Origin of the sequence: Pelagibius litoralis, from assembly GCF_011683915.1 — a bacterium.
Classification (GTDB): domain Bacteria; phylum Pseudomonadota; class Alphaproteobacteria; order Kiloniellales; family Kiloniellaceae; genus Pelagibius; species Pelagibius litoralis.
The window spans coordinates 223,856-243,638 of the sequence record NZ_JAAQPH010000004.1 but is presented as its reverse complement, the minus strand read 5'-3'; the positions used below and the strand labels follow the sequence as shown (position 1 = coordinate 243,638).

Sequence of the window (19,783 nt, the reverse complement as noted above, 5' to 3'; positions counted from 1 at the left end):
GAAAACGATGGACCTGGCAGCGTTTCGCGACAGCCTGAAAGATTCCGAACCGCCTGTGGAACTGGCCCCCGCGCTGGCCGCCCTCTGGCAAGCGGCAAAAGACGACTGGGACGCCGCTCATGGCCTCGCCCAGTCCGACAGCAGCGCCGAAGGCGCCTGGGTCCATGCCTATCTGCACCGGGTCGAGGGCGACGAGAGCAACGCCGGCTACTGGTACCGCCGCGCCGGCAAGCCCCACGCAAAAACCAGCCTCGACCAGGAATGGGAAGAAATCGTCACGGCGCTGTTGTAGCACCGGCCACCGCTTGTCGCGGATGGCCGACACGCGGCACCGCCGCCAGCAGTTTGCGGGTATAGGGGTGCTGCGGTTCCCGGAAAACCTGTTCGACAGCCCCTTCCTCGACGATCTGGCCGTGACGCATGACAGCGACCCGGTCGGCGACGTGGCGCACCACCGCCAGGTCGTGGGAGATGAAAAGATAGCTGAGCCCCAGGCGCTCGCGCAGATCCATGAAGAGGTTCAGAACCTGGGCCTGCACGGAAACGTCGAGCGCCGAGACCGGCTCGTCGGCGATGATCAGAGCGGGATGGGTGATCAGCGCCCGGGCGATCGCGATGCGCTGGCGCTGGCCACCGGAAAACTCGTGGGGAAACTTCTCCGCATCGCGCGCCTTCAGACCGACGGAGACCAGAACCTCGGCGATGCGCGCCTGACGCGCGGCGGCGCCGACACCGCTCTCCAGCGCGTCCAGCGGCTCGGCCACGATCCAGCCGACCTTGCGGCGCGGATCGAGCGAGCCATAGGGATCCTGGAACACCATCTGGGCATGGCGGCGCAGGCCGCGCAGCGCCCCCGGCGAAAGCGCGAAAACATCCTGACCCATCAGCTCCACCCGCCCGGCACCGGGCTGTTCCAGGGCAAGAACCGCGCGGGCCAGGCTCGACTTGCCACTGCCGGATTCGCCGACCACGGCAAGGCTCTCACCGCGGGCGACCTGCAGGCTGACACCGTCCAGCGCGCGGTGGCGCGGCGCGGGGGCGAAGAGGCTTTGGCGCGGCAGGGGATATTCGAGGACCAGATTCTCGACCCGCAAGACCATTTCGCCCCCCGGCGCCTGGGCGCTCATAACACGGTCTCTTCTTCATGGGGATGGAGACAGGCCACCGCATGGCCCGGCGCCAGGACCCGCTCTGCCGGCGGTCGCGGCAGGCAATCGGCGGCGGCACGCGCGCAGCGCGCGGCAAAGACGCAACCCGTGGGGCGGTCCTGCGGGTCCGGCACCTGCCCGGGAATGGTCGCGAGACGCCGACCGGCCGGCAGGATATCCCCCAAAGCGCCGGGGGAAGCGGCCAGCAGGCCACGGGTATAGGGATGGGCCATGCGGGCGAAGACCTCCGCCGTGGTCCCCCGCTCCGCCACCGCGCCGGCATACATCACCAGCATCGCCGCCGTGTTCTGCCAGACCACCGCCAGGTCGTGGGTGATCAGCATCAGGGCCATGCCCGAAGCCGCGGTGACCTCGGCGATCAGGGCCAGGATCTCGGCCTGGCTGGTCACGTCAAGCGCCGTGGTCGGTTCGTCGGCGATCAACAGGGCCGGGTCGCAGGCAAGCGCCATGGCGATCACCACCCGCTGGCGCTGCCCGCCGGAAAGCTGATGCGGATAGAGATCGGGCGAGAAACGCGGCTGCGGCAGGCCGACCCGATCCAGCAGTTTCACCGCCCGCGCCGCGGCTTCGCCACGCCCCAGGCCGAGATGCCAGCGCAGCCCCTCTGCCACCTGATAACCGATGGACTTCACCGGGTTCAGCGCCGTCATGGGTTCCTGAAAGACCATGGCGATGCACCGCCCGCGCAAGGCACAGAGCGCCTGTTCGTCCAGCGCCAGCAGATCGCGCCCCTCGAAGTCGATACGCCCCGTACAGCGGGCGGCATCCGGCAGCAGGCCCATCACCGCCAGGGCGGTCATCGATTTGCCGCAGCCGGACTCGCCGACGATTCCCAGGCTTTCGCCCGCCGCGAGATCGAAACTCACCCGGTCCAGCACCGTCGCCGGGCCCTCCGGCGTGTCGAGAACCACGGACAAGTCCTGCAGGCTGAGCAATGTCATAGGCGCAACCTCACCGCAGCCGCCGCAGGCGCGGGTCGAGCAGATCGCGCAGGCCGTCGCCCAGGAGATTGAGGCCGAGCACCGTCGCCATGATGGCAAGACCGGGGAAGATCGCCAGCTGCGGCGCCAGGAACATGAGAGTCTGGGCCTCGTTCAGCATCTTGCCCCAGCTCGGGTCCGGCGGCTGGGTGCCGAGCCCGAGGTAGCTCAGTCCCGCCTCGGCCAGGATCGCCAGGGCGAACTGGATGGTCATCTGCACGATCAGCAGGCTGGCGATATTGGGCAGGATATGATCCAGGGTGATGCGGGTGCGCCCCCGGCCCGCCACCCGCGCCGCCAGCACGAAGTCGCGCTGCCAGAGACTGAGGGCCGCGCCCCGCGTCAGACGGGCAAAGACCGGGATGTTGAAGATGCCGATGGCGATGATGGCGTTGATGGCGCCCGGTCCGAAGAGGGAAGTGATCATCACCGCCGAGAGCAGGGCGGGAAAGGCGAAGGTGAAGTCGTTGAAGCGCATCACCACCTCCTCCACCCAGCCGCGCCGGGCGGCGGCCAGCGCTCCCAGCGGCACGCCGAGGCCGGCGCCGATGCCGACGGCGACCAAAGACACGGCGATGGAGTTGCGCGCGCCCGCCATGATGCGCGACAGCACGTCGCGGCCGAACTGATCGGTACCCAGCCAGTGCGCCGCCGAGGGCGGCTGCAGCTTCGCCGGGATGTCGATGGCATTGATCGGATAGGGCGTCCACACCAGGGAGAGAACGGCAACGGCGATCAACAGCAGGGTCACCGCCAGGCCGATCATCAGGTTGGCCTGGCCGCGGCCGCGCAGCCAGAACTCCCTGAGGGAAACTGCGCGCGCCTCAGAGAGCATGGCCGCCTCCGCGCAGGCGCGGGTCGAGCACCGCGTAGAGCAGGTCGACCAGGAAGTTCACCACGACGACGCTGGCGGCCAGCAGGATCACCAGATCCTTCACCACGATGAGGTCTCGCTGGGCGATGGCCTGAAAGATCAGACGCCCCAGCCCCGGCAGGTAAAAGACGTTCTCGATGATGATGGTGCCGGCCAGCAGGAAGGAGAACTGCAACCCCATGATGGTGACGACGGGGATGAGGGCGTTGCGCACTGCATGGCGCCACAGCGCCGCGCGCCGGGTCAGGCCTTTGGCCCGGGCGGTGCGCACATAGTCCTCGCCCAGGGTTTCCAGCACCGAGGAACGGGTGACCCGGGCCAGGATCGCCGCCTGCGGCAGGGCCAGCGCCACCGCCGGCAACAGCAGCGTTTTCAAGGCCGGCCAGAAGCCGGCATCCCAACCGGCGAAACCGCCGGCGGGCAGGATCTGCCAGTGCACGGCGAACAGCAGGATCAGCAGAATGGCGAACCAGAAGTTGGGGATGGCGATGCCCAACTGGGTGAAACCCATGACGCCGACATCCGACGCCTTGTTACGCCGCGCCGCGGCCAGCACGCCCAGGGGAATGGCCATTACCGTGGAGAGCACAATGGCCATCAGCGCCAACGGCAGGCTGAGGCCGATGCGCTCGGCCACCAGTTCCCAGACCGTCACGCCGTAGGTGTAGCTGCGGCCCAGGTCACCGGTCAGCAGACCGCCGAGCCAGAGGAAGTAGCGTTCCCAGGCCGAACGGTCGAGGCCCATCTCCGCCCGCAACGCCGCCAGGGTGTCTTCGCGCGCGTTCACGCCGAGAATGACGGCGGCGGGATCGCCGGGCAGCACCTCCATCACCAGAAAGACCAGCAGGCTGGCCACCAGGAGGGTGATGAAAAGCGTGGTGAGACGCTGAAGGAAGAAGACGGCCATGAGGCGCTAGCGGGCCGTTAAAATTGTTCTCCCTCCCCCCTTGCGGGGGAGGGCCGGGGTAGGGGGTATTCGGCAGTTCGGCTTGATAATCTCTTGCCGGTTCACGCCGACCCCCCTCCTACATCCTCCCCCGCAAGGGGGGAGGACTTTTAAACAAGCAGACTGCGACGATCAGTTCCAATAGACCGCGGTCAGGTCGTTGGCCTGCACCGGGCTGTTTTCCCAGAGACCGACGACATCCTTGTTCCAGACACCATGCTTGGCGAGTTGGAAAAGGAAGACATTCACCGAATCCGCCGAGAGCTTCTTCTGGGCATCGCCCAGCAGGCCATAGCGCGCGGTCTCGTCGACCGTGGTATTCAGCTTGGTCATCAGCGCCTTGAAGTCGGCATCCTGATAATTGAAGTAGTAGGTGTCGCGCCCGTAGATGCCGATGTCCATCGGTTCGGTATGCGAGACAATGGTGAGATCGTAGTCTGTGCCCTTGAAGACCTGTTCCAGCCAGCCGGGCCATTCGACCTGGCTGATCTTGGCCTCGACGCCGACCTGAGCGAGCTGGGCGGCGATGATCTCTCCGCCCCGCCGGGCATAGCTGGGCGGCGGCAGCTTCAGGCTGAGCGTCAGGCCGTCCCCGTGACCGGCTTCGGCGAGCAGCGCCTTTGCCTTTTCAGGGTCGTAAGGATAGCTGCCGGTCAGATCGACATAGGCCGGATGGTGCGGGGCGAAGTGGGTGCCGATCGGCGTGCCGTAGCCGAACATGGCGCCGTCGATCACCGCCTGGCGGTCGACGGCATGGGCCAGCGCCCGGCGCACGCGGATATCGCTTAAAGGGCCGCGGGTGTTGTTGATGGCCAGGATCGTCTCGCCCTCGGTGCTGCCGATCACCACCTTGAAGCGCGGGTCGGCTTCGAACTGGGCCATGGCCTCGGGCGCCGGAAAATTGGCGTAGGCATCGATGTCCCCGGCCAGCATGGCCGCCGTTGCCGCCGCCGGGTCGGGGATGATCTTGATGGTCGCCTTGGCGAGCTTGGCCGGTTCGCCCCAGTAGTTTTCGTTGCGAACCATCTCGACCCGGTCGCCCTTCACCCAGCGCCCGAAGACGAAGGGCCCGGTGCCGACCGGGTTGTTCTTGTTCTCCGCCGCCGTTTCCGGCGCCACGATCACCGCATCCCCCCAACCGAGATTGAAGAGAAGATTCCCCGCCGGCTGTTTCAGGGTAACCACCACGGTGCCGGCATCCGGCACCTCTACCGCCGCAATGGAATCGAACAGCCCCTTCTGCGCGTTGACGCTGTCCTCGGCCATGGCCCGGTCGAAGGAGAACTTCACATCGGCGGAATCGAAACCGCTGCCGTCATGAAAGGTCACGCCGGACTGCAGCTTGAAGGTATAGGTGAGGCCGTCGCCGGAAACCGTCCAGCTTTCCGCCAGCGCCGGTTTCACAGCACCGGAGCTGTCGATGCGGGTGAGGCCTTCAAAGATGTTGGCGTAGACCACCTCGTCGATGGCCGCCGCGGCGCCGGCGGTGGGGTCGAGATGCGGCGGCTCCAGGGGCATGGCGAGCGTGAGGCTGTCTTTGGCGGCCAGGGCGGGGGTCACCAGGGCCGGCGCAACAAGGCCCAGGGCCAGACCGGCGGCCAAAGCGGCGCTGGCCAGGGGGGACGCGACAAGCTTCTTCATGGTTCTGCTCTGCCTCCTAAGGTCGGCGGTTACGTAAGGACTCGTTCCGCTGAAGTTCTTTTCATCGGCCGCGAAGAGCCGGAAGAGGGAGTTTAGCCAGCCCGGGCCCGGTCCAAAAGCGCCAAAGTGGCCGAGGCCATGACCTTCGCCGAAGCAATCATATCGTCAATGCCGACGTATTCGTCGGGCTGGTGCGCCAGATCCAGGATGCCCGGACCATAGGCAATGCAGTCCTCCAGATGGCCGACCCGCACGATGTGCTTCTGGTCATAGGTCCCGGGGGAAACCACCTGCTGCGCCGGCCTTCCGAGCACTTCCTGAATGGCCGCGGAGACGGCGCGCACCACCGGGGCATCGGGATCGGTCATGGTCGGCTGGAAGGCCAGCACCTCCCGCAGGGCGTATTCGAACCCCTCGCGGTCGTGCTTCAGGCTCTCCAGGATCGCGACCACTTCGTTTTTCACCTGCGCCGGATCTTCCTCGATGAGATAACGCCGGTCGATGATCATGCGGCAGGAATCCGGCACCATCGGTGCCGGCAGGCCCTCGAAGTCCTCGCTCAGGCCGCCATGAAGCGAATTGATGTTGAGGGTCGACTGTTTCGCCCCCTCCGGCACCACCGGCATGGCGGTGCGCTTGGCGGCCAGCGCCGGATAGAGCTCGCTTTCAAGCCGCTGCAGGAAAGCGCCCATGTGACGCACCGCGCAGTCGCCGAGGAAGGGCATGGAGCCATGGGCGATCCGCCCCTGGGTTTCGATCTCCGCCCACCAGACGCCGCGGTGGCCGATGCAGACCCGGTCGACGTTCAGGGGTTCGGGGATGATCACGTGGTCGACCCGGGGCCGCGAGAAGAAGCCCTGCTGCGCCAGATAGCCGACCCCGCCGTAGCCGCCGGACTCTTCATCGACCGTGCCGGAGATCTCCAGGGCACCGGCAAAGCCGTCCGCCTCCTCCAGCAAAGCCTCCACGGCAATGACCGAAGCGGCGATGCCGCCCTTCATGTCGCAGGCGCCACGCCCGTAGACCTTGCCGTCACGCACCAACGGGTTAAAGGGATCGACGCTCCAGCCGCCGCCGGCAGCCACCACATCGATGTGGCCGTTGAAATGAACGCAAGGGCCCGGCCGGCCGCCTTCGATGCGCGCCACCACGTTGGTGCGCGGGTATTTGTCGGAGTCGCCCACCACACCCTCGGCGCGATGATAGGAAACTTCGAAACCGCGCTTGCGCAGCCGCTCCCCCAGGAACTCGGCGCAGGGCGTATAGGCTTCGCCCGGCGGGTTCACCGTGGGAAAGCGAATGAGGTCGCAGGTCAAGGCGACCAGATCGTTTTGCTTATCTTCGATACGTCGAAAAAGGCTGTCTTGCATGATCCCGACAGCTAGCCACAGAGCCCCGCCGCAAAGCAAGCAACAGCTTTCAAGGATTGACGGCCTATCTTCGCGTCAAGTCTCCGCGAAGGAACAGAATTATCACAGTCAGGCCCTTCGGCTGCACGGCGGAACCCCCACGTAAAGAAGTGGAGAGAGCGCCGAACCCATGGATCAACCAACCCCTGGAGCCGCGCCATGCCAATTTCGACCGACCTTCTTCAAGCCAAGCAGACAGTCAGCACAAGATTGCTGCGCGCCGGCCGGCGCGGCGGCGCGGTGGTCGCCCGGCGCTGCATACGCATCTCTTCCGCCATGGCCTCCGCCGGCGGTAACGTGCATGCGGTCGGCGTGGGCAAGAAGATCACCGGTGGCGTCGTGACAAAAGAGACCTGCGTGCGAATCTATGTCGTGCAGAAGCTGCCCGCCTCGATGCTGTCCCCGCGCGACCACCTGCCGCAGCGCATCGACGGCGTCGTGACCGACGTGATCGAGTCGGCCCCGGCTTTCGCCCTGGGACAGAGCGCGGTGAAGAAGGCGCCGCCCAAAGCGGCCCGGGCGACAACACGCAGGAGCATCGACGTGGCACAGGAAGCCTGCAGCGACAACCGCCAGGCGGCACAACGCCCCGTCGTCGCCGGCATCAGCGTCGCCCATGAAGACGTGACGGCGGGCACTCTTGCCTGCTTCTGCCGCTCGACCCTGGCCGGCGACGATCCGGATCAGATCCTCGCTCTCAGCAACAACCACGTCTTCGCCGACACCAACCGGGCGGAGATCGGCGACGACCTCTACCAGCCCGGGCCCGCCGACGGCGGTACGGCCGCCGATCGCATCGCAACGCTGCTGCGCTATCAGGAGATCGTCATCGACGGGCAGACGCCGAACCGGGTCGATGCGGCCGTCGGCCTGATGCTGCCCGAGATCGAGAGCAGCCCGACGATCTGCTCCATCGGCGCCCTGGAAGGCATGGAGCGCGGCGTGGAGGGCATGGAGGTGCGCAAACACGGGCGCACCACCGGTTATACCGAGGGCGTGATTACGGACGAGGCTTACGACGCCCTGGTCGGCATGGACCCGGCCGACCCCAACGCCGTGGCCCTGTTCGACGACCAGCTGCGCATCGAGGTGACGCCGCCCTTCCAGGCCATCGGCCTGGGCGGCGACAGCGGTTCGCTGATCGTGAACCGCGCGGCGGCCCGCGCCGTCGGCCTGTTCTTCGCCGGCCCGGAAAGCGGGGTTTACGGGATCGCCAACCAGATGAATGATGTCATGGAAGCCCTCGACATCGAACCGATCTAGGTAACACCGAATGAACGACAGTCTGGAAGCGTTGAAGGAGCGGCTGAAAGGCCGCTTCCTCGGGCGCGGGGGGGTCCACGGCCTGGGCATCCGCCGCGCCGAGAACGCGATCTGCGTCTATGCCGATATGGAGGAAAACCCCGAGCTGCAGGCGGTGCTGACGGAGATCCAAAAGGAAAGCGGGCCGATCCGCGTTCTGGTGATCAGGGAGGCCCGCCCGACGGCAAGCCGCTGACCGCCTGTTCCCGCTTGCGATGACACCAGACCAGCCAGCGGCGCTTCAGATACCAGCAGAGGCCCCAGGGCAGGCACCAGCGCAGCCATCGCCTGGCACCGAACAGCGGCGGCGGGGCCGGCGGCACCGCCAGCAGATGAAGCCCCTGCGCTGCGGCCTGGTCTTCGCTTTCAGGGGCTTCGCTATCGGGTGCAACCTGGCCCGGCATATCATGAAAGACGAAACCGTGATCCGTCTTGGCGATCCGCAGGCTGCCGGGTGCAGCGGCCAGGGCCGGATCGTAGTAGGTCAGCATGGCCTTGTTGTCCGCCGGCTCTTCCAGGCGGTAAACGACAACGATCTGCGCCGCCGCCGGAGAGGTCGCCGGGTCGCGCAGGATCTCCACCAGGACGGGTTGGCGTCGCGCCAGGCTCTTCCTGATCGCCGCAACGGTCTTTTCCGTCTCGGCAGCCAACCAGATTCGGCCGCCCGGCACCGGCAGCCGCAGGTCGAGGGAAACTTCGACGCTGGAGAACAAGCCGCTGTCGACCAGTTCATGCTCCAACTGCCGGCTCATTTCCGCCGCCGGCATCCACTTGTCCGCCACCCGGCTGGAAATCGCACAGCAGACCAGCGACTGCACGGCATTGGTCTGAAGGCACTGCGTCAACCGCGCCATCAGGAAGGGATGCAGCCTGGACCAGCAGACCCGGTTCACCGGATTGGTGTCGCCGCCGGGTTCCGGTCGCCGCGCGGTGACGCGCGCGCGGTAGTAATCGACCGCTGCGACGGCCTGGGCGATCCGAAAGAGCCTGTCCCCGGCGCAGGCGGTGGTGGCGAGCTGCGTCACCAGATCGTTGCCCCCGAAGACATTGGCCTGCCTGCCGTAGTCAGCCCGTAATCGGGCACAGGCCGACCCCGCCGCCGCCCGGAGCATCACCGCCGCTGCCGTCTCTTCGTCCGGCGTCAGTTGCCAGACGGCCCAGGGCCCGGGATCGTCGAGCCAGGGCCGGAACCAGCTTTGGTACGTCGGCATTTGTGTTGTCAGCGGCGCGGCCGCGTCACCCGGCGGCTCGCCTTTGCAGTTTGTCCCGCGGCGGCAGAGGCCTGCCCGGAGGCCGCTGTGGTCCGCGCCTCAGCCGTTTCCTCATACCAGCGGCCCAGGGCATTCAGGGCCTCATGGGAGGTTTCGCGCTGTGCCGTCAATTCAAGACCGCAGCCGGCACAGGCGATCGCCTGGCCGGTCAGCACCGCCTCAATCGGCAAGGCCAGCGGCTGGCTGCAGGCAGGGCAGGGAATTCTCCCGGGCTGGGTTGCGGTCATGACTTAGCCGTCGCCTTCTTCATCGCGCTTCGCCAAGACATCCTGGCTGCTGGATTCCGACGCCAGGGCCAGAAGCTGCGCCAACCCGCCGGGCATATCCGCCTGTTCGATCCGAAGCTTCATCTTGACCAGCATGTCGACCGAGCGCCGGCCGTTGGAGCCTTGCTCGCGCGCGAAGGTGGCGCGCAGTGTCGCCGGCGGCTCGCCCGTGGGGCCCTGGCGCTTGGCGGCCATCAGTTGATCAACCTCGGCCTGGCGCTGCGGCAGGGCCTCGGTCTGAACGATCTTCACAGTGTAGTCGAGTTCCGCATCCTTGATCTGCAGGGCCGGGATGGGAAGCATGGAAAGCAGCGGGATCTGCACCTCGACCTCTTCGTCACTGCCATCGGCACCGCGATGCCGCCGCTTGAAGCGCGCCATCTGCAGCTCACCCAGGTCGCCCATGCCGTCGCCGTTACCGGTGAAGCCGACGGAACGGATGAAGCGCGCGGTGGCCATGGCCGACTGCGCTTCGGCATCGACAAGGGCGTGGATCGGCGCCCCGATCAGCTGCGCGAGGGAGAGGACCGAAGACTGCGGTTCGGGCAGCTCGCGCGGCGTCGGCGCCGTGGTGCCGCCGCCGTCCCCGCCATCCGTGGGCGGCTGCCCACCGCCGCCGATATCCGTGGCAACTGCTTTTTCAGATGAGTCGTCCGACATCGCCAGCCTTCCTTTCCCGGCCTACTCAGAGGTGAGGACATGGCGCGTCGTGCGCTCGCCCACTTTCACCTCGGTCCAGACCATGTTGCGGACCACCGCCTTGATCTTCACGCTGGAGATCGCCGCCTCGCTCAACTGCGATAGCTGGCCACCCTCCACCATGATTTCGATACGGGCATCGCTGTTGCCGTGCCAGATGGTCTTGATCGGCTTGGCCATCGCCTGGACCGCGTCCGCTATGCCCTTGTCGCCGACGATCGGCTGAATCAGGGCACGCAGCGCCTGCTTCATCTCCACCTCTGCCTCTTCGCTCTGGCTGTAGATGTCCTTGGCGTATTGCTCCATGGCCCAGCGGAACGGCCGCTCAAGCTCGGCCAGCGCCAGCCCGGCATCGAAGTTGCCGTCATCATCGATCATGTGGGTGTAGGACTCGATGAAATAGCGCAGCACCTTCTGACGCATGTCGATGCGCAGGGCCGAGGAGTTGAAGCCCTTGGTCAGGTATTTCCACCAGGTCTCGCGAAAAGTCTCATCGGCCTCGTTGCGCGCCCGGGCAAGATCCAGGAAGGTGGCGACCAGCCGTTCGACGGAACGCTCGAAGAGCACCGCCGCGTTGGCCTCCTGGCTTTCGTTGTTCACCTCGCTTTCCGGCACCCCGGCGATGGAGAACTTCAGGTCGATCTCGACCTCTTCCACGTCCGCGCGCGGCACCGGAAACTTGCGCAGCAGATAGTCGTTTTCGTAGTAGCGCGCGATCGAGCGCGAGTAGAGGTCGGCGCTGAAGCGCGCCTTTGCCAGATCCCGAAGGATCGCCCCGACGATCTGTTGAAGATCGGCCATCCCTGTTTACTTTGCCTCCCCCTCGGCGATCACGCCCTTCACCGGGCGGCCTTGATTCACTGCACCTTTGATCAACCCGCTCACGCCGGCTGGCGCCTTCCGGTCAGCCAGTCCATAAGACCGCGCCAGACGCGGGTCTGGACATGTCGAAAACGGGCGAGAGCGCCGGAACGGCCGGGCAGAACAACCGTCTGCGGCGGCCCCAGCGCGATCAGTTTCCCGCTTTGCCGCCGCCGCCACCACCAGCGCCACCGCCCGCACCGCCACTGCCCGGCTGGCCGGTAACCGCGGGCGGTGCCTGAATGGTGTCGGCCAGTATGTTCAGCATTTTTGCCAGGCCCGCCGGCAGTTCGTCCTGCACCGCATGGACGTGCACATCGATGGTGGTTTCGACCGAGTACTTGGATTTCTTGGTCGATTCGGAATCTTTTTTGGAGGAGACCGAGGCTTCCAGGTTGGCCTTGAAGAAGAGGTAGCGGGCACTGGCGCTGACCTTGGCGTTCTTCGCCGTGGACTGGGCCGTCTTGTCTTCGCTTTCGTTGCTGGACGAGATGTTGGCCTTGAAGTCGATGGTCATCTCATCGATGCGGATGAAGGGAATCGGCACAATGGTCAGCAGGGGTACGGTGATCTCCGTTTCCTGTTCACCCTTCTTGGCCGTGAAAGTGACGTTCTGAACCGAGCCGTCATCGTTGAAGCCGATTGCCTTGATGAATTTCACCGAGGACACGGCAGCCTTGGCCTGTGCCTCGATGGCTGCATCCAAGGGACCGCCGATCAACGATCCGAACGGCAATGCTTGTAGTTCACCTGCTACTGCCATGCTCTCCCCCTTTTAAGCTTCACGGCCTCCCAGGCTGCGCTTTTGTCCTAGAAACTGAACAAAACCGTCAACTGAATTGCCGCAATCGCTATATCCACACCAAATCTATCGAATAGGCTTTATTGAGGCAATTTATTAGCGCCACCAATAATTCGCCCAAATATAACGCTGTTAGCGGGCGATTCCGTGACAAAAAAGGGTCAGCGGACGCGTCTTCATTTGATCGTTAATCACGATCTACCCGGCCACGACTGCCCGGCGATCCAATTAGGAACAGCTGCCCAACGAAAGCCTAGAGCAGATCCCGGTCGGATGGAATCGCCGGAGGCGATCCCCTGAGATATCTGGGGACCGGGTGAATCTGCCCTAACTGTTCGATGTCGATCGGATTCACATGTTTTGGCGCAACCACAAAGTGGTTCCGTCGAAACATGATCCGACCCTAGTGAGTGACGATGCTGGAGGTCGTGTCTGCTCTGGCGGCGAAGGGCAGGCGGCCAAGCGCAAACCAGCGGGCCGTGCTTTTGCAGTAGTCCCGATAGACCTGGCCATGGGCGGCCAGAAGATGGGCCTCCTCCAGGCGGACCTGCAGGTGCAGGACCAGCATCCCGACAAGCAGGCAGATCAGGGTGAAGCCGCTTGGAAAGGACAGGAAGAACCCGAACTGGGCCAGCTGTATGGCCAGAAACATGGGGTTGCGGCTCCAGGCAAAGGGGCCGCCGGTGATCAGCCCAGGCACCCCGCCCTTGGCCGGCAGGCCGGAGCGCCAGGCCCGGCCCATGGAAAAGTGCAGCGCGATCGCCGACGAAAAACCGGTGATCATGACGATCAGGCCGGCAAAGACGATCGTCGATGTCATCAGAAACCCGCAGGCCAGCAGATAGCTGTCCAATCCGGGCCAGAACGCGCGGGCAAGCATGGCCAGGGTAATGACACTGCGGAACACGACGAAGGTTTTGGCAAGCCACCAGTGGCGGCTGCCCCTGACGCCATGCCAGACGGCAGAGTGTCCGAGCCGGCGCCGCCGCGCCGTCAGCCTGACGATATAGAAAAGCGCGACCCCGGGGAAAAACAGCGCCAGGAACCACCGCGCCGCTTCAAGAGCTTGCGGCTCCGCCATCGTTGTCACATCCGACTGGTCTTCAGCTGATAAGCGAACAAACTATGGCACATATATTAGAGAAAAATTAATTAGCAATCCAGGGTTTTAATGACGAAACAAGATCGCGCAGATCAACATCTGACCTTCGTCATCCGCGGATCGATCAGCGGCGCGAGGTGCAGGCGACAGGCCATCCGCTCGCCGGCGATTTCCAAAGCGTAGGTCCCGCTCTCCAGGAAGGTCTTGTCGATCGGCTTGTCAGCACGGACATAGCCGTAGCCGATGGCCGTGCCGAGGCTATGGCCGAAACCGCCGCTCGACAGCCAGCCGACCCTTTGCCCGTCACGGTAGAGGGTTTCACGGCCCAGCAGCACGACGTCCGGATCCTCCGGTGTGAAGCCGGCGAAACGCTTTTTCAAGCCGCCCCGCCTCTGCGCTTCCAGCGCGGCCCGGCCCTTGAAGTCAACGCCCTTGCCGCGCTTTACCGCCCAGCCGAGCCCGGCTTCCAGCGGCGTGTGGTCCGGACCGATATCGCTGCCCCAGGCGCGGTAGCCTTTCTCCAGCCTGAGGGACTCGATGGCGCGATAGCCGGCATTGCCAATGCCCTGCCCGGCACCTGCGGCCATCAGCGCCTCATAGACGCCGACCAGGGATTCGGTGGGCACATGCAACTCCCAGCCAAGCTCACCCACATAGGTCAACCGCAGTGCCCGGACCGTCGCCCCGGCAATAGGAAGCGATCTTGCCGTTGCAAAGGGAAAGGCCGCATTGGAAACGTCGGCGCCGGTGACAGACTGCAAGACCTCTCGCGCCAGCGGCCCCATGAGCGCCAGCACGCCGTAGGCCGAGGTCACATCGACCAGCTCGGCGCGCAGGCCCGCCGGGATGTTGCGCCTGATCCAATCGAAGTCATGGGTCGCAAAGCCGGTGCCGGTCACGATGTAGAAGCTCTCGGCTGAAAGGCGCGTCACCGTCAGATCGCATTCGATGCCGCCGCGCTCGTTCAGCATCTGGGTATAGATCACCGTGCCGACGGGCCGCGCCACGTCGTTGGCGCAGATCCAGCTCAGCGCTGCCTCCGCGTCCGGGCCCTGCAGCAGAAACTTGGCGAAGGAGCTTTGGTCGAAGACCGTCACCGCCTCGCGCGTCGCCCGGTGTTCGCGCGCCACGGCGTCGAACCAGTTCTGCCGGGCGAAGCTGTAAACGTCTTCCGGCACCGCGCCCGCAGAGAGATCCGCGAACCAGTTCGGCCGCTCCCAGCCCAGCTTCTCGCCGAAGCAGGCCCCCTGGTCTTTCAGGCGCTGGTAGAGCGGCGAGCGGCGGCAGGGCCTGGCCGAACTGTGCTCCTCATGCGGCCAGGCAAGGGTGTAGTGCTTGCCATAGGCCTCAAGGGTGCGGGTGCGGACCCAGTCAGGGTCGGCATGGGGCCGCCCGAAGCGCCTGATATCGACGGGCCAGAGATCGAAGGGCTGTTCTCCCTTGGCGATCCACTCGGCCAGCGCCATGCCGGCGCCGCCGCCGGAGGCAATGCCGAAGGCATTGAACCCGGCCCCGAGGAAGAAGTTCGCCAGCTCCGGCGCCTCGCCAAGAATGAAGTTGCCGTCGGGCGTGAAGGATTCCGGCCCGTTGATCAACTGCTTCACGCCCGCGGTTTCCAGCGCCGGCACGCGGCCCAGCGCCAGCTCCATCAACTGTTCGAAGTGATCGAAGTTCGAATCGAGCAGGCTGTAGTGGAAATCGGCGGGGATGCCGTCGAGCGCCCAGGACAGCGGGTTGGGTTCGTAGCCGCCCATCACCAGACCGCCGACCTCCTCCTTGTAATAGGTCAGACGGTCGGGATCGCGCAGGGTCGGCAGGGCGCGCGCCACGCCGTCGATGGCTTCGGTGACCATGTACTGATGCTGCAGCGACACCAGCGGCACCGTCACCCCGACGCCGGCCGCCAGGTCGCGCGACCACTGGCCGGCGCAGCAGACGACTTTTTCGCAGGCGACGATACCCTCCGGCGTTTCCACGCCAGTCAGTTTCCCTGCTGCGTCCAGCACAACGCGGGTGACCGGCGTATCCTCCAGCAGGGTGACGCCCGCCTGCCTTGCGCCCTTGGCCAGGGCCAGGGTGATGTCGGAGGGATTGGCCTGGCCGTCGCTGGGCAGGAAGGCGGCACCGATCACATCGTCGACATTCATCAGAGGCCAGAGGTCCTGCGCCTCCTTCGGCGTGAGGAGGTTCATCTCCAGGCCGAAGGAGTGGGCCGTGGTCGCCTGGCGCTTCACTTCGACCCAGCGCTCGGCATTGCAGGCAAGGCGCAGGCCGCCGTTGCGCTTCCAGCCCGTCGCCTGCCCGGTCTCTTCTTCCAGGCGGTCGTAGAGGTCGACCGAGTAGCCGAGCAACTGGGTGATGTTGGCGGAGCTGCGCAGCTGCCCCACCAGGCCGGCGGCATGAAAGGTGGTGCCCGACGTAAGCTTCTTGCGCTCCAGCAGCAGGCAGTCGGTGATCCCCAGCCGGCCCAGGTGATAGGCGGTGGAGCAGCCGATGATGCCGCCGCCGACGATGACGACTTTGGCGGCGGCGGGAAGTTTGCCCATCGGAGCCCCTAAAGGTTCATGAAAGCATCATGGGCACGCGCGAAACGCGCCCGGTTCTCAACCGTATAGCCGGCATAGTCGAAGTCCAGGGAGGAGTGAATCTCCGACACCATGGACCACAGGGTCTCGCGCAGAAGCGAAGCGCACTTCATCGCCGCGAAGCGGCGATAGAGAGCGTCCGTTGCCGGGGCCTCGAAGTAGCTTTCGAGAAGATGCCGCTCCAACTTTTCATCCAGCCCGCAGTTGGTCGCCAGGTTGGCCAGATCGAAAAGCGGCGAGCCGAAGCCGGCGTAGTCCCAGTCGATCAGCCAGAGCCGCCGGCCGTCATCCAGGATGTTGCCGGGCAGCAGGTCGTTGTGGCCGAAAACCATCGTGATGTCGCCGACCGCCGCCTCCAGCTTCTCGGCAATACCGAGCAATGCGGGCAGGTCGGCAAGGTGACGGCTATCGCCCTCGCGCAGACTGCGCCCATAGTCGCGCAGCACATGGAACGGCCAGAAAGTCAGCGCCGCCCCGCGGAACGCCGCGCCGACATCGCGGTGCACCTTTATCAGCAGCGGGATGAAGCGGTCGAGCATGGCGACGGAGCGCAGATCGGCTTCGCCCAGGGTGCGGCCCTCCACAAAGCGCACCACCAGAACACCGGGCTCGGTATAAACCACATCCGGCGATACCCCGGCCACCGCGGCCGCACGGCTCGCCGCCGCTTCGTTGAAGCGCATGACGTGATGCACCGGAATGTCATCGCCCAGGCGCACCACATAGCCGTCGCCGGAGTCATCGACGACATGAAAATTCACGTTGGTGATGCCGCCCTCAAGCCGCTGAAGCGCGACCGGCCCGGACCACAGCGGCAGCCCGCGCACCCGCGCCTTCAAGGTCTCCAGCTCCGGCCCGGTCAACACCACCCGCCCCTGCTCCCCGCGATTGATCAGCCGGACAAGTCTGCCCCGCCGGCCAAACCACCGCAACCGCCTGGAAGCATCCACCAAAGGTCCCGGGGCTTAACGCCCCAGGACCAGGTCGCGGAACAGACAGTTGGCTTCCCGGTGGAGGTCCGCCGAAGGCGCCTCGGCATCCGGCAACACCCGCTCGGCCCGCGCGATCTCCTCTTCGATCAGGGCGTCGAGCATCACCAGGCGCGGTCCCTCACCCATCTCACGGGTCAAGGCCTTACGCGCCAGCATCTCGTCCAGAAAGGTCGAGAGGCCGGCGGGCAGGTCCAGCCCGGCCCGCAGCTCGCCCAGGTTCATGGGCAGCGGCCGGCCCGGATTGGTCCGCAGCCACATCAGCGCCACGGCCGGGCGCAGGGCGTAGAAGTACTTCTTCAGCTTCACCCTTTCCTGACCCTCGATGAAGCGCCGGTACTGATTGCGGCAGAGCTGCAGGTAGTGGTGGCCGCAGGGGCGCTGATGCGCCGTCTTCTCCGCCAGGTCCAGCAGCTTCACCATCGCCTCGCCGTCGGCCCGGTAGACGATGGGCGAGCGCAGCCATTCCAGCAGCACCGGGTTGGGCTTGATCAGCAGGTTGAGGGCCTTGCGCAGCTCCCAGCCGTTGATGTCCATCTCGCCCTCGATGGGCAGCTCGATCACATCGCGCTGCGCATCCACCGAGAGGTACCAGTCCGCCGGGTGGGCATAGACGAAGCGCACGTCGTAGTCGCTGTCCGGCGAGGGAAACCCCCAGGCACGGCTGCCGGACTCCACGGCGAACAGCAGACGCACGTCGTAAGCGTGTTCGATCTCGTCCAGCCGTTCGGCGATCAACGCCCGCGGTTCGCGGGCAACACAAGCAAGGGCCGTCATGATCTCATTCCCCCTCTTCCATACCTTCCTGTCCCCAATACACTTCCGCCTGGGCCCCGCCCGGTTGCGCAGACTTCATATGCCGCCATTGTTCTGCTCCTCGTTATCTTCCCGGCGGTCCAACCTCTCCGCACTGCCGTCAGCGCAAAGAAAAACCCTCCCGTGGCTGGTGCCGCGGGAGGGTCCTTGTTCTCTAGACCGGTGTTGCTGGGTTTACAGCATCTCCGGGCGGCCCTCCCTCAGGCACAGCAGAATGACTACGCGATCGCCATAGGCCATCCAGGCCGAGGCGCTCTGCGCAGAAATCTGATGGGTAGTTTGGACCGGTTTCATCATTTTCTGTTTCGCTGTTGCTCGAAGTATTCCTGCAGCGACGCACTTCGCGCTGCGAATTCCTGCGCCGTTTATGATCGTTCGGGCTACGGAAGTCAAGAAATGCCCGCCGGCTCCCCTTTAAACTCACACTCATCGTTGTGGTCAGTACGGCAGATCGAAATCGCCAAAGCAAATTTGAACAGCGTTCATGGAACGTGGTAACGAGAACCTGGAACAACGGAAGAGCGAGAGCGAACGTGGGACGCCGGTCCGACCATTCACGCGAAGAACTGGCAAGCCTGGCCACCGAAGCGGCGCGGGCGATCATGGTCGAACAGGGTGTCGCCCAGGTCTCGGCCCGCGCCATCGCCAAGCGCATCGGCTATTCGCCGGGCACGCTCTACAACCTCTTCGAAAACATCGATGCCATCGTCTACCAGGTGAACGCCGCCACCCTGCGGGATCTGGCGATGGCGGCCATGGCGGCAGTGGAAAACCAGACCCGGCCGCTGGATCGCGCCATCGCCCTGGGCCGCGCCTATGTCGATTTCGCCGAGGCGCAGCCGCGGCTCTGGCTCTCCGTCTTCGACTTCCGCCCGGCCGCGGAGGGGGACAGCCCGGCCTGCTTCGAAGAGGCCGTCACTCTGCTTTTCACCGTGGTCAACGACTGCCTCACCCCCTTCTTTACCGCCGAACAGGAGGCCTTGCGCGCCGCCTCCGGTCGGGTGCTGTGGTCCGGCGTGCACGGCATCTCGCTGCTGAACGTCACCGGCCGCCTGGGCCAGCCCGACGGCATGACCGCCGCCGATATGGCCGAACTGCTGATCCGCAACTTCATCCGTGGGCTGGAAGCCTAGTTCGCCTCAGCGAATTCGCGCAGGGTTTCATAAGTGAAGGTGTAGTCGCTGTCGGTCAGCGGCTTGTGGCAGGCGAGACAGGGCCCTTCATTCAGACCGGCGCGATGCTCGCCCTCGACCGAGAACACGGCATAGCGCCAATCATCGTTTCGCAGGATATCCGGCACTGCCTGCCCCCAGCCGGCCTGTTTTTCCATGGCGGTGAAGGCCGCCCGCTCGCCGACGACCAACTGGCCGTCGGCGCCCAGAAGCAGCTTGCCGTCGGCATCGACCTGGGCCTCGAAGATCTCGACCAGCAGATACGCGCCGGCGGGAAAAGCACCGCCGGCCTTGGCCGCCGCCAGGGCGGTGGCGTTGGCACTGTAGAAGCGGACCTGCTTGCGGCCCTCAAAATCGATCCGCTGATAGCGCTTGAAGGCCTCTTCGAAATCGGCCGGGAAGCTGGGTGCCATACCGTCGAGCCCGGAAAGGTTGGCCGCCGTCGCGCCCGGATCGGCACCGGGCAGACTGGCGAAGTGAGCGGCAAGATTTTCGATATCGCTGTCGGGCAGCGAGGCCGCGATCGCGTTCATCAACTCGTTCGAGCGATCGCCGGCACGAAAGGCCTTCAACTGGGTTTCGATGTAACCGGCCTTCTGGGCCGCGAGATTGGGAAAGTTCTTGCCGGTGCTGATCCCCGCCGCCCCATGGCAGGCCGAGCACTGGGTGGCGAGGTCGGCCCCGGCCTCGGCGTCCGCGGCCAGGGCCGGCGCAGCGGAAAAGCCCGCCAAAACGGCGGTTAAGACAGCGGCGACAAAACAGCGGGTCGGTCTCACGATCTTCTCCCTCGATTGTTGAACACCCATCGAATTAGGCCTGGGCCCGGCATTCTTTCGGCCGGGCTCCCTTCGGGCGCCCTATCCTGTACCTGATCCAGATGAAGGCGATGGGTGACGACA

At 65.3% G+C, this 19,783-nt stretch carries 20 protein-coding genes; 4 read left to right on the top strand and 16 right to left on the bottom strand.

Features of this window, described 5'->3' with window-relative positions; genetic code table 11:
- The first annotated feature begins 7 nt into the window (after window positions 1–7).
- The gene (locus HBA54_RS07150; RefSeq protein ID WP_167222862.1) at window positions 8–292 is read left to right on the top strand and encodes a hypothetical protein; all 285 of its coding nucleotides are present in this window, start codon (window positions 8–10) and stop codon (window positions 290–292) included.
- On the opposite strand, the gene HBA54_RS07145 is transcribed toward HBA54_RS07150, so the two are convergent.
- The 6 genes from HBA54_RS07145 to HBA54_RS07120 all read right to left on the bottom strand — a co-directional run bounded on the left by HBA54_RS07145 (window position 276) and on the right by HBA54_RS07120 (window position 6,980).
- Window positions 276–1,127, bottom strand: a complete 852-nt coding sequence (locus tag HBA54_RS07145) for an ATP-binding cassette domain-containing protein (RefSeq protein ID WP_167222860.1) — start codon at window positions 1,125–1,127, stop codon at window positions 276–278. The genes HBA54_RS07150 and HBA54_RS07145 overlap by 17 nt on opposite strands.
- Window positions 1,124–2,110, bottom strand: a complete 987-nt coding sequence (locus tag HBA54_RS07140; protein ID WP_167222858.1) for an ABC transporter ATP-binding protein — start codon at window positions 2,108–2,110, stop codon at window positions 1,124–1,126. The genes HBA54_RS07145 and HBA54_RS07140 overlap by 4 nt, the downstream gene beginning before the upstream one ends.
- A gap of 10 nt (window positions 2,111–2,120) precedes the next feature.
- Window positions 2,121–2,984, bottom strand: a complete 864-nt coding sequence (locus tag HBA54_RS07135; RefSeq protein WP_167222856.1) for an ABC transporter permease — start codon at window positions 2,982–2,984, stop codon at window positions 2,121–2,123.
- Window positions 2,974–3,930: an ABC transporter permease gene (locus HBA54_RS07130; protein ID WP_167222854.1), complete on the bottom strand. Its 957-nt coding sequence runs from the start codon at window positions 3,928–3,930 to the stop codon at window positions 2,974–2,976. The genes HBA54_RS07135 and HBA54_RS07130 overlap by 11 nt, the downstream gene beginning before the upstream one ends.
- 171 nt (window positions 3,931–4,101) lie before the next feature.
- Complete coding sequence (locus HBA54_RS07125; RefSeq protein ID WP_167222852.1) at window positions 4,102–5,610, bottom strand: ABC transporter substrate-binding protein; 1,509 nt, start codon at window positions 5,608–5,610, stop codon at window positions 4,102–4,104.
- A gap of 92 nt (window positions 5,611–5,702) precedes the next feature.
- Window positions 5,703–6,980 carry an acetylornithine deacetylase/succinyl-diaminopimelate desuccinylase family protein gene (locus tag HBA54_RS07120; RefSeq protein ID WP_167222850.1) on the bottom strand — a complete coding sequence of 426 codons (1,278 nt, stop codon included), beginning with the start codon at window positions 6,978–6,980 and terminating at the stop codon, window positions 5,703–5,705.
- Between the two features lie 198 nt (window positions 6,981–7,178).
- Between HBA54_RS07120 and HBA54_RS07115 the strand changes: the two genes are divergently transcribed.
- Together HBA54_RS07115 and HBA54_RS07110 are read left to right on the top strand one after the other, a co-directional pair.
- A complete protein-coding gene (locus HBA54_RS07115; RefSeq protein WP_167222848.1) occupies window positions 7,179–8,282 on the top strand; it encodes a hypothetical protein in 1,104 nt (367 codons plus the stop codon).
- Window positions 8,283–8,292: 10 nt separating this feature from the next.
- A complete protein-coding gene (locus HBA54_RS07110; RefSeq protein WP_167222846.1) occupies window positions 8,293–8,517 on the top strand; it encodes a hypothetical protein in 225 nt (74 codons plus the stop codon).
- Here the strand turns inward: HBA54_RS07110 and HBA54_RS07105 are convergent.
- The 9 genes from HBA54_RS07105 to HBA54_RS07065 all read right to left on the bottom strand — a co-directional run bounded on the left by HBA54_RS07105 (window position 8,486) and on the right by HBA54_RS07065 (window position 17,673).
- Complete coding sequence (locus HBA54_RS07105; protein ID WP_167222844.1) at window positions 8,486–9,532, bottom strand: hypothetical protein; 1,047 nt, start codon at window positions 9,530–9,532, stop codon at window positions 8,486–8,488. The genes HBA54_RS07110 and HBA54_RS07105 overlap by 32 nt on opposite strands.
- Before the next feature lie 8 nt (window positions 9,533–9,540).
- Window positions 9,541–9,819 (bottom strand): hypothetical protein, encoded by a 279-nt coding sequence (locus HBA54_RS07100; RefSeq protein ID WP_167222842.1) that lies wholly within the window; start codon window positions 9,817–9,819, stop codon window positions 9,541–9,543.
- A gap of 3 nt (window positions 9,820–9,822) precedes the next feature.
- Window positions 9,823–10,518, bottom strand: a complete 696-nt coding sequence (locus HBA54_RS07095; RefSeq protein ID WP_167222840.1) for a DUF2589 domain-containing protein — start codon at window positions 10,516–10,518, stop codon at window positions 9,823–9,825.
- Window positions 10,519–10,539: 21 nt separating this feature from the next.
- Window positions 10,540–11,358: a hypothetical protein gene (locus HBA54_RS07090; protein WP_167222837.1), complete on the bottom strand. Its 819-nt coding sequence runs from the start codon at window positions 11,356–11,358 to the stop codon at window positions 10,540–10,542.
- 211 nt (window positions 11,359–11,569) lie between these two features.
- On the bottom strand, window positions 11,570–12,181 hold the full coding sequence (locus HBA54_RS07085; protein ID WP_167222835.1) for a DUF2589 domain-containing protein: 612 nt from the start codon (window positions 12,179–12,181) through the stop codon (window positions 11,570–11,572).
- A gap of 442 nt (window positions 12,182–12,623) precedes the next feature.
- Window positions 12,624–13,301, bottom strand: a complete 678-nt coding sequence (locus HBA54_RS07080) for a methyltransferase family protein (protein ID WP_167222833.1) — start codon at window positions 13,299–13,301, stop codon at window positions 12,624–12,626.
- 113 nt (window positions 13,302–13,414) lie between these two features.
- Window positions 13,415–15,868, bottom strand: a complete 2,454-nt coding sequence (locus HBA54_RS07075) for a GcvT family protein (protein WP_167222831.1) — start codon at window positions 15,866–15,868, stop codon at window positions 13,415–13,417.
- An 8-nt stretch (window positions 15,869–15,876) separates the two neighbouring features.
- Complete coding sequence (locus tag HBA54_RS07070) at window positions 15,877–16,776, bottom strand: phosphotransferase (RefSeq protein ID WP_205944464.1); 900 nt, start codon at window positions 16,774–16,776, stop codon at window positions 15,877–15,879.
- Between the two features lie 96 nt (window positions 16,777–16,872).
- Window positions 16,873–17,673 (bottom strand): nucleotidyltransferase domain-containing protein, encoded by an 801-nt coding sequence (locus tag HBA54_RS07065; protein WP_167222829.1) that lies wholly within the window; start codon window positions 17,671–17,673, stop codon window positions 16,873–16,875.
- A 572-nt stretch (window positions 17,674–18,245) separates the two neighbouring features.
- On the opposite strand from HBA54_RS07065, the gene HBA54_RS07060 reads away from it, so the two are divergent.
- Window positions 18,246–18,845, top strand: coding sequence for a TetR/AcrR family transcriptional regulator (locus tag HBA54_RS07060; RefSeq protein WP_167222827.1), 600 nt, complete (start codon window positions 18,246–18,248; stop codon window positions 18,843–18,845).
- On the opposite strand, the gene HBA54_RS07055 is transcribed toward HBA54_RS07060, so the two are convergent.
- On the bottom strand, window positions 18,842–19,660 hold the full coding sequence (locus HBA54_RS07055) for a cytochrome P460 family protein (protein ID WP_205944463.1): 819 nt from the start codon (window positions 19,658–19,660) through the stop codon (window positions 18,842–18,844). The genes HBA54_RS07060 and HBA54_RS07055 overlap by 4 nt on opposite strands.
- Window positions 19,661–19,783 lie beyond the last annotated feature (123 nt).